Source organism: uncultured Neisseria sp. (assembly GCF_951230505.1).
Lineage (GTDB): Bacteria > Pseudomonadota > Gammaproteobacteria > Burkholderiales > Neisseriaceae > Neisseria.
This window is the reverse complement of record NZ_CATNVN010000069.1, coordinates 1-9,180: the sequence shown is the minus strand read 5'-3', so window position 1 is coordinate 9,180 and position 9,180 is coordinate 1. Positions and strand designations below refer to the sequence as shown.

The 9,180-nt window shown below is 41.8% G+C and carries 13 protein-coding genes; 8 read left to right on the top strand and 5 right to left on the bottom strand.

All coding sequences use genetic code 11. From position 1 onward, the window contains the following. Positions 1-114 precede the first annotated feature (114 nt). On the top strand, positions 115-495 hold the full coding sequence (locus Q1M25_RS05825; RefSeq protein WP_300482809.1) for a hypothetical protein: 381 nt from the start codon (positions 115-117) through the stop codon (positions 493-495). A gap of 45 nt (positions 496-540) precedes the next feature. Here Q1M25_RS05825 and Q1M25_RS05820 read toward each other — a convergent pair whose 3' ends face one another. From Q1M25_RS05820 to Q1M25_RS05805, 4 genes are all read right to left on the bottom strand, one after another. Beyond that, positions 541-945: a type II toxin-antitoxin system VapC family toxin gene (locus Q1M25_RS05820; RefSeq protein ID WP_300482806.1), complete on the bottom strand. Its 405-nt coding sequence runs from the start codon at positions 943-945 to the stop codon at positions 541-543. Further along, a complete protein-coding gene (locus Q1M25_RS05815) occupies positions 942-1,229 on the bottom strand; it encodes an AbrB/MazE/SpoVT family DNA-binding domain-containing protein (RefSeq protein WP_300482803.1) in 288 nt (95 codons plus the stop codon). Before Q1M25_RS05815 ends, Q1M25_RS05820 begins: the two co-directional genes overlap by 4 nt. 508 nt (positions 1,230-1,737) lie before the next feature. After that, positions 1,738-2,499 carry a hypothetical protein gene (locus Q1M25_RS05810; protein WP_300482800.1) on the bottom strand — a complete coding sequence of 254 codons (762 nt, stop codon included), beginning with the start codon at positions 2,497-2,499 and terminating at the stop codon, positions 1,738-1,740. A gap of 6 nt (positions 2,500-2,505) precedes the next feature. After that, the gene (locus tag Q1M25_RS05805; protein WP_300482797.1) at positions 2,506-2,691 is read right to left on the bottom strand and encodes a Cro/CI family transcriptional regulator; all 186 of its coding nucleotides are present in this window, start codon (positions 2,689-2,691) and stop codon (positions 2,506-2,508) included. 104 nt (positions 2,692-2,795) lie between these two features. Between Q1M25_RS05805 and Q1M25_RS05800 the strand changes: the two genes are divergently transcribed. Both Q1M25_RS05800 and Q1M25_RS05795 read left to right on the top strand, forming a co-directional pair. Next, positions 2,796-3,452 (top strand): S24 family peptidase, encoded by a 657-nt coding sequence (locus Q1M25_RS05800; RefSeq protein WP_300482794.1) that lies wholly within the window; start codon positions 2,796-2,798, stop codon positions 3,450-3,452. Between the two features lie 629 nt (positions 3,453-4,081). Next, complete coding sequence (locus tag Q1M25_RS05795) at positions 4,082-4,378, top strand: hypothetical protein (protein ID WP_254324145.1); 297 nt, start codon at positions 4,082-4,084, stop codon at positions 4,376-4,378. A 273-nt stretch (positions 4,379-4,651) separates the two neighbouring features. Here Q1M25_RS05795 and Q1M25_RS05790 read toward each other — a convergent pair whose 3' ends face one another. Further along, entirely contained in the window at positions 4,652-5,272 is a 621-nt protein-coding gene (locus tag Q1M25_RS05790; RefSeq protein WP_300482789.1) for a hypothetical protein, read from the bottom strand. A 139-nt stretch (positions 5,273-5,411) separates the two neighbouring features. On the opposite strand from Q1M25_RS05790, the gene Q1M25_RS05785 reads away from it, so the two are divergent. The 5 genes from Q1M25_RS05785 to Q1M25_RS05765 all read left to right on the top strand — a co-directional run bounded on the left by Q1M25_RS05785 (position 5,412) and on the right by Q1M25_RS05765 (position 9,088). Further along, positions 5,412-5,579: a hypothetical protein gene (locus Q1M25_RS05785; RefSeq protein ID WP_164836862.1), complete on the top strand. Its 168-nt coding sequence runs from the start codon at positions 5,412-5,414 to the stop codon at positions 5,577-5,579. Positions 5,580-5,690: 111 nt separating this feature from the next. Next, the gene (locus Q1M25_RS05780) at positions 5,691-6,242 is read left to right on the top strand and encodes a TrbM/KikA/MpfK family conjugal transfer protein (protein ID WP_300482785.1); all 552 of its coding nucleotides are present in this window, start codon (positions 5,691-5,693) and stop codon (positions 6,240-6,242) included. 150 nt (positions 6,243-6,392) lie between these two features. Next, positions 6,393-7,154: a conjugal transfer protein TraL gene (locus Q1M25_RS05775; protein WP_300482782.1), complete on the top strand. Its 762-nt coding sequence runs from the start codon at positions 6,393-6,395 to the stop codon at positions 7,152-7,154. A 1-nt stretch (position 7,155) separates the two neighbouring features. Next, positions 7,156-7,590, top strand: coding sequence for a hypothetical protein (locus tag Q1M25_RS05770; RefSeq protein ID WP_300482780.1), 435 nt, complete (start codon positions 7,156-7,158; stop codon positions 7,588-7,590). A gap of 469 nt (positions 7,591-8,059) precedes the next feature. Then, on the top strand, positions 8,060-9,088 hold the full coding sequence (locus tag Q1M25_RS05765) for a site-specific integrase (protein WP_300482777.1): 1,029 nt from the start codon (positions 8,060-8,062) through the stop codon (positions 9,086-9,088). The last annotated feature ends 92 nt before the right edge of the window (positions 9,089-9,180 follow it).

Here is a 9,180-nt window from a genome sequence, read left to right as displayed (position 1 = left end):
ATAGATTAATTTTTAGATTGATTAAATGGATTTATTAGTTTAATATTAGATTATATTAGTTTATTAATAGAAATTATTAGATTTAGATGGCTTGATTTTAGATTGGAATTGGATATGAGTATTTCGGTAGAAGAATTCATAACTGAGCAGGAAGAAAAAGGACGACGTTCTAAATTAGAGCCGTTCAAAACAGACATCCTGTTGCTTAAACAAAAAGGCTTTTCTCAAAAACAGATTCAACAGTTTTTGATGGAAAACGGTCTCAAAGTTGGATTGACGACAATTAACTGGTTTATCAAAACACGTTCAAAATCAGAAACAGTCCATAAACCGGAAAACAGCAAAGTGGAAGTTCAAAAAGCTCCGCATCTACAAAATCATTCGCAAAAAAATGAATCGCAAAATTCAAAAATACCGGCAAATGGCTCATCTGAAACAGCAGGCAAAGGCAAGTTTGACTGGCAGAGCAAGATTGATCCAGAGGCATACAAATGAAAAAGCCGTCCGATTCACTCAGACGGCTGTACCAACAATAACGAATTATTTAATCTGCTCGACTACCAAGCCCTTACTTTCAAGCAAAACTGCTGCCTTACGGTCAAAAGTAACAAAACACGACGCTCCCATCATGCGTCCCAAAAACTCGTTGACTCCGTCGGCAAAATCGCCATTGTCTTCCATAATTGCAAACCCCTCTCCCAGCTCGTCCTCCTGAATAACCAAATTGGGGATAGATTCGGAAAAACTGCGAAGTTGTTGCAAAACAAGGTTTTTTTCCATTTTATAACTACGGGTCAAAACCCATACGCATTCCAAAAATACCGTGGTTGGCACAATCACACTATCAGCACTTTCCAGTAATTCCAATGCCTTATCTCTTTGTACCAAATCGTCATCAACGAACAACCGTACCAAAACATTGGTATCAATAGCAATCTGCCTCATTTGATTTTCAATCCTTCCGAACCTGCCGCCGCCCCAGCATCGGCAATAGCTTCGTTAAGCTCGTCAATAGATAGATGAACATCATGCGGATTGCCCAAACAACCGGCGAAATCCCTAAATGATTTGTCAGAAACAGGTTTCTTCTTTTCTGCCCGTATCCGCAGCTCGCCGTTAGGCAGTTTGCTGACATGGATTCTGTCTCCGGCAGTAATGCCCAAATGCAGCAAAAACTCTTTTTTCAGCGTAACCTGATTTTTAGCGGTTAATCTCAAAGCCGTTCCCATGATTAATCTCCATCAAACAAGTAAGGTAACTTTACCTTACTTTGTATCTCGTCTCAACCCATTTATCCACAAAACCTGTACATATCTCTCCCTCAAAAAGAGTCTATATCCTCTCAAACGTCAATATCCATCTACATCCATCATAAATTGCATAAAAAACAGTCAGGCGCGAGCCTGTAATATTTTTTGATAGTGGTCTGTGGATGTGGTCTTTGTATAAAGGCCGTCCTATACGGACAAAGTTCTATGTCCTCTAAAGCCAAAGTTCTTTGCTCATTATGTACAAACATAATATTTTCAGATACTTATATTCAACATTAAAACTTATTCTTTAAATTTGATTCGGATAAAAATAGGTAAACGAAGCAGAAAAACAGCCCATCACATCTCAAATTGTTGAGAGAAACAGACAAAACAGCCTTTTAGGCGGCATATCTACCGGCAAAAAGCGCAAAAAAAGCTGCCGTAGCAGCTTTGGGGCATGGCTGTGCCAACAGCCTGATGATGGTTACTGTTTTTTCTTATAGTAATTTAGGAGATTTTGACGATGAGGGTTGTCAGGATTCCGCTGTCCGTCCGTATCTGGAGGATGAACGGATTGTTTGATTTGTGCCTCATATTCCGCGAGTACCTTAAGGGCTTTTGCTTCAGGTGTCGGCTGTGAGGGGATTGGCGATCGGTCGGATGCGTAGAAGCCTGCCCAGCCGTTTAGAATGGCTTTTCGCATAGCAGCTTCCAAGTCGTAATTTTTATTTTTGAGGTCTTTGAGTTGGTTGAGCAGGATCTTTTTCTGCTTAATTGTGACTGATTTGCCTTTTTCGGCGCGCATTTTGAGGAAGTCATTCCAAAGATCGAGATTGATCCACTTTTCAAGACGGAAATTGTCGATATCGAGATGGTAACGGCTGTTGAATTGCGGCACTGGTTTACCTTTGACAAGATAGCATAACTCTAACAGACGCTCTTTATTGAGCTGCCAGTGCATCCTGCCGTGTACACCTGCACGTCGGCATTGGATAACGCCTTTGCTGGATAGGAATTTTCTTGCCTTTTCATAGCCACGCCGTGTCAGTCCGAACTCATCGAACAGCTGGGAAGCGGTTTTATAAAACCAACCCTGACGTTTTGGTTCTTTATCGGCCACGTCGCTCCACCAAAACAGCCCTGACAATAATGTCGCTGCCTGAATATTGGAGCCGCACAAAAGCCCGAACTCGCGGTAAACCACGAAGTCCGTTGTAATATGATGGCGGATGTCGGCGGTGAGCATGGTTATCTATTTTCTCTTGTTGTAAAGAGAAAGATTGACTTTCAATTTCCCATTTGTGATTTTCTCAATCCTATACGCTTGTTTTTCGGGAATAATATCCTTCCATTGAGTGACTGCTGAAGGGCTAACATCCAAGTGCTGTGCGGTGGCACTTTTAGAACCGAAGAATTTTAGGACATCTGCTTTTAACATAATTTCTACCTGTCATTTTAAGTATTCTTAAATTATAAGTGTGAAGAAAACTTAAAGCAAGATAGGTTAAGATAACTTAAATACTTTTCAAGCAGGCTAATATCGTGAATAAGACAATCGGACAACGGATTCGGCAAAAAAGGAAAGAGTTCAGATGGACTCAACAAGAACTGGCGAAGAAGCTCAAAGATGTTTCCCATGTGGCAATATCTCAGTGGGAATCAAATACGACCAAACCTAATGCAGAAAATTTATACGAGCTATCTCAAATTCTTGGTTGCGATTTAGGTTGGCTTTTAAAAGGCGAAGGCGAAGATACAAACACTAACGTAGTTTTTATAGAGGATTCAAACAACCGGAAAATTCCCGTTTTGGATATTGCTCAAATAGAAAATTGGAATCTGCGGATACCAATACCCAATCCAATAAAAGGAGCTTATCTTATGAGTAATATCCATGACCCCAACAAATGCTTTGCATTGAAAATTTCTGGTGATTCAATGAATCCAGATTTTGTGGAAGGAGATGTGATCGTCGTTGATATAGAACAAAAGCCTGAACCTGGTGAGTTTGTAGTTGCTCGAATTGATAAGGATGTCGTATTCAGAAAATATCAAGTAGTAAGTTCTGTGAACGGAGAAACCGAATGTTTTTCTCTTTCTCCATTAAATCGGGACTTTCCACCGTTCTCTTCTTCACGTCACACCATTGAAATGATCGGTACCATGGTTGAACATCGCATTTTTCGAAGGAAGCGATAAAAGTCTAATTCTCCCAATAAAAGGTCGTCTGAATTATCAGGCGACCTTTTATTTTATATATAAAAATCAACAGCATGTCTAAACTAGATCACAGAAATTAAATAAATCTTAAATTTCAGCTTACTTAATTATTTAAGTTATCTTAAAATTGGTTTCATCGAAATTAAACGCTCTTTAAATATTTAGAACGAAGCAACCGGCCTTCGGAGATATTTTGGCCTGAAAAGACTGAAACATCATGCGTAAAAAAGGTGATCGAGCCTTTGGGTAAATCGGACAAACGGTTGCAGGCAGCATCTGACCTGCCAAAAAAAATGCCGCGCATCCGGGTTGCCCAGTGGGGTCCGGTAACAGGCGGCAAGTTGGACGTATTTCTTAATCGGGACGTATTCCCGATGCAGCAGCGATAATCTGCGGACAAGCTGCAAAACACATTTTGATTTTTATATTCCCCGCCGTGAGCGGGTATTTATCGGAAAAGTCCGGTAGGGCAAATGCCCAAATGTTCAGACGGCGCTACCCGTCTTTAAACATGTATCCAAATCCAAGCCCGCTTGTGCAAGAAGCGGGTTTCCGTTTGGGTTCATCTGAAATAATCAGAAAAATTATTATAGTTCAAAGGTGTCATTATGACAAATATGATAAAGGCTAAGATTAAAGAACTGCAAAACAAGGCAGCAGAAATCAGTGAACATTTTGAAAACCAATCGTCAGTTTATGTGCGTTCTGGACAGGATATTTTTGAGGCGAACCGTGAGAATCACGATGACGCATTCCTCGCATCGCGCGTCGCAAATGAATACTGGTGGAAATTCGAGTGGTTTCTAAATGACAGTGATCTTTGGAAAGATAGCGATTTTGACGATATTGAAGAGATTGCGGAGGAATTTGAGGGTAGGTTTGCGGGATTTTTTCGGGAGAGTTGAAAACAAGGTTGTCTGAAAACGTGCTTTAGACAACCTTTTCTACCGCCTTAGTTCACATTTGGAGATGAATGATAAGTGGACTGCTGCAATAAAATCAGACTGTCTATAATTTTAACATGGGCGTTGTTGCATTCATTCTATATATTCCGAGGCTGGAAAGAGTACGATAGGCAATCGGCTTTGACAACGATAGCCATCGGATTTCAGGTGTGGATTATATCGGAAATGATTATTTGGTTATCCTTGGATGTCGGCTCATGCCACGGTTGCTCCTCATGGTTTAGGTGATGGATATTCCTGCATCTCTATTTTGAGTGGATAGCTAAGTATGAATCGGTAACACGTTGTATCATCTTTTCGTATGGCAATACTACCTTGACTTGTTTTGCAGTCGGAATAGCTGTACGCATCCAACATGAGTGGCCAGCGATCATACTCGGTAGCTTTATCATATGCTTTGATAATAAGTCCCCACATCATTAAGAGTGTTATTGCATAGATACCTTTTTTAAAAGATTTAAATAACGGGGCATTTCTACCCTCTATTATGAGTTTGAGTATATGCCACAAGATTGGAAGGGTTAAAAACGTAATAGCAGTGATGATAGTCCATACAGAAATTGAATAGTTAAGATATTCGGGATAGATCCCATATTTGTGATTGAAATGATGGATCGAAAATATTTTGGCGATAAATAATGCAAGTGCTGAAGAAACAAATAGTTTCCATGTCCATTTGAATTTTATTGAGATTTCACTATGGTTTTCCCATAGCTGCCAAGCGGAAAATATCACGCATAAAAAAATAAATAGAGGCATACTTTTTATCAAAAGCGAGCCATAAACAACGCTGATAGTAATATTTTCAAATAACTCTTTTTGATTGTTTTTCATGGGCATTTCTTGTTTCGTGTAAAGAGAAGATGTGGTAATCCAATCTTAACACGGGTAGAGAAATGCCCGCCTATTCTCAAGGTCGTCTGAAAATGGTTTCAGACGACCTTCACTTCATCTAAAAGCGAAAGGAAGTAACATGAAAAAAATCCGCAAGCCCGTTAAGCAAATCATTATTGGTACTTATCATAGTATGAGAGCCGCATCTAAACAGGTTGATCTGTTGATGAAAGGTAATGGTGATTTGTGTGTGAATATCGTTCAGGATGGATGTAAGTTCCAAGTTCGCACAGTTGTTTGGCAATGAAAAAGCCGCTTTCATTCAAAAGCGGCTTTTAAGTTGAGATGGATGATCTCGTAGGGGTACGCAGATTATCCTTTTTTTCGTCTTTTATTTCAATATGGAAAAGGTGTGTGTATGAAAAAATCTTTGGGTTTGTTAATTGCGGCGTTACTGGGAGCAGCGCCGGCGACTTATGCTGACGATGTGCTTACAGGCGATACGCGCTTGGCGTGTAAGGCAATTTTATGTCTGTCATCAGGTGATCGTCCAAGCGAATGTGCGTCTTCTATTAGACGATATTTTTCGATTCGCCACAAAAAATTGGGCAATACGATCAAGGCGCGTCGTAACTTTTTAAAAATGTGTCCGAGTAGTTCGGAAAGTGCCGAAATGTCGGGTTTGGTTGATGCAATTGCAAATGGAGCTGGCCGGTGTGATGCTCAAGAGTTGAACCGTATGATGCGTTATTCAAGGTTTGAGAAGGTATGCGAACAAAAAAACAAATATCGCTTTGGCCGACAATATACGATTGATGAAAATTGCCAGATGGTTAAAAAGTTTTACGTCAGACCTGATAAACCGGAATACTGCAAGGCTTATTACGACCACGGATGGACGACTGCGGGCGATAAAGTTCGATATGTCGGCGAAGAGAAGAATGGTGGTCGCTGGGTAGATATTCGTTAAATCTTCACTCCTGCTCTACATAGGCATAAATGTTTAGCAGCTTCGGCAGCCCTGCTATATAGGGCTGCTTTTTTTACAAACACAAACTTGTTCAGGGACGAGCAGGTTTCTTTTTGTAAAAAATCATTTGAACAAACGAAAGGTTATGCCATGAAAGAAGTCCATTTTATTGCACAAGGTAAGGGTGGTGTCGGTAAATCTACGATTGCCACATTTCTTGCCGACTACTTAAAAAATGCCGCAGAATTGCCTGTTCCTCTACACTGTTTCGATACTGACCCTGTAAACCAAACCTTCTTGCGTCATCAGGCTTTCAAACCCGAGCTGGTTAAAATCATGACGGAACACAATACTATCAATTCACGGAATTTTGACGGTTTGGTAGAAAAATTAGTATTCGAAGAAGGCATAGCCATTGTTGATAACGGGGCGGCAACGTTTGTACCGTTGATGTCCTATATGGCGGAGAACTCAATTCCGGAATTGTTGGCTGAGAATAATGTGCGGATGGTAATTCATGTACCACTGACGGGTGGACAGGCATTGAACGACTGTATTACAGGTTTGGTTCAAATACTGAAAAGCCTGAAAGCTGAAGTTGTTGTGTGGTTGAACGATTTTCGTGGAAACGTGGAGCAGGAGAAGCCGTTTGACCAGTTTAAAGTTTATAAAGACTTTAAAGACCAAATTATCGGTATTGTCCATATTCCAAACCGGAATCCCGACACTTTTGGTAAAGACCTGGAGGAGATGACAAGCAAAAATCTGTCTTTGTCTGAAGCAATTACATCTGACTCATTTGGCTTGATGCCTCGCCAACGTCTGCGTACGGTACAGCGTGAGTTGTATGAACAACTGGATCAAATAGAGTTTTTGGCTACTCAACGCCAATCGGAAAAATCAGAGGCATGATATGGGAAAAGCAGAAGTAGATGCCATTATTGCTGACGTGTTCCGGGTTTCAGGTATCAAACTTACAGCAGACGATCCGGTTATTGCTATTCTGTTGGTACAGGAAAGCCGGATGAAAGCCTTGTTGGAAGAACAACGTAACCGTACTCGTGAGGATTTTGACGGAATTACTGCTGAAATCGAAGAACCGTTGAAAACGGCAGTTCAAATTGCTGAAGATTTGAAGACTTATCGTGAACAGATTATGGCAGATCTTCTAGCAGGGTATGGTAAAGAGCTAGCTGAAAGTGAAGGCAAGTTGTACGCCTCAATCCAAGCCAAAATTGACAAACAAATGAAGGGATACCTTGACGAAGTAACAACGAAGATAAACCGGTCATGGTTAGTTGCGGCACTGATTTTCTTCTGTTCCATACTTGTTCTGAAATTTGTTTAGGGAACTTTATGCTGATTGAGAAGAGTGTAGAAGTTGTTACCGTAAAAGTAAGCGTCCTGTTTAATCCAAAGGATGATCAGTTTCCTCACTTCCGTCTCGTTCCACTCGAAGCAGACAGGCAGGGTTATCTCTGCCTGCTGTTTTATATCGACCGAAACAACTTTTTAGTGTTGGAATCCCGTATCAAGCGATATGCGGCAGTTAGACGGCTGTCGCTACTACAGGAAAATGCGCCCTACACGGTTTATGAAATATCGAGGTAATCCATGAAGACATATGACGTGAAAGAAGCGGCTTAATACTGCAAATGCCATCCCGAAACCATACGGGAACATATCCGCGCCGGCCGTTTGACAGCCTCCATGCCCGGACGGAAATACTGTATCACGCAGCCCGCACTTGACGCATTTATAAACGAACTGGAAAATGCGCGGATGCTGGCTTCACTCGAAAGTAGGAGTGAACAAAAATGCCGATCTATAAACGCGAAAATGGCGTCTATTACATTGACATCACAACGCAAAGCGGTCAAAGAATTAGACAATCTTCTCGCACCAAAGACAAAAATGAAGCCCAAAGGCTGCATGACAAACTGAAACATGAATTGTGGCAGCAGGAACATTTCAACGAAAAACCGAAACGACTGTGGGATGAAGCGGCAGTTCGGTGGATTGAAGAGATGGGGGACAAGAAAAGCATCAGGGATGACATAAGCCGTTTGCGCTGTCTAGTTCATTTCAGAGGTATCTTCTTGCACCATATGAGCCGTGATTTCATCATGCAGACTATTAACCGCATGACTTGTTCGGACAGTACCAAAAATCGCTATCTTGCTTTAATCCGATCGATTTTGAATAAGGCGGAAAAAGAATGGGGCTGGCTGGACAATGTGCCGAAGTTGAAACTGTATCGTGAAGCCAAACGCCGTATCCGTTGGCTGAAGCATGAAGAAGCCCAAAGGCTGATTGATGCCCTGCCGGAGTATTTAGCTGATATGGCAGTGTTCAGTTTGGCGACAGGCTTGCGACAACGCAATGTACTGGGGCTGAAGTGGTCGCAGATCAATCTAAGTCGCAAGACGGCATGGATTGAGGCAGACGAAGCCAAAGCAGGACGCGCTATCGGCGTTGCCCTGAATCAGACGGCACTCGGTATATTGGAAAAACGGATGGGCAAACATCCATCTTTTGTTTTTACTCTACCAAACGGTAAACCCGTGAAAAGCATCAGTTCGCGTATTTGGAAAAACGCATTGTCTCAGGCAGGCATTGTTGATTTCAGATGGCATGATCTGAGGCATACATGGGCAAGTTGGTTGGTACAAGCCGGAGTTCCGCTCGCCGCTTTGCAGGAAATGGGTGGTTGGGAAAATGTCGGGATGGTTCAGAAGTATGCCCATCTAGCCCCCGAACATTTGCACGGACACGCGGCTATATTGGACAGTGTCGGTCTTGGTTTCGACACAAAACAGGCACACCCCAATATAGGCGGTGACTAAGAAAAAAGCCTAAACAAATGTTTAGGCTTAGGAAAAGTGGTGGGTCGTGAGCGATTCGAACGCTCGACCAACGGATTAAAAGTCCGCTGCTC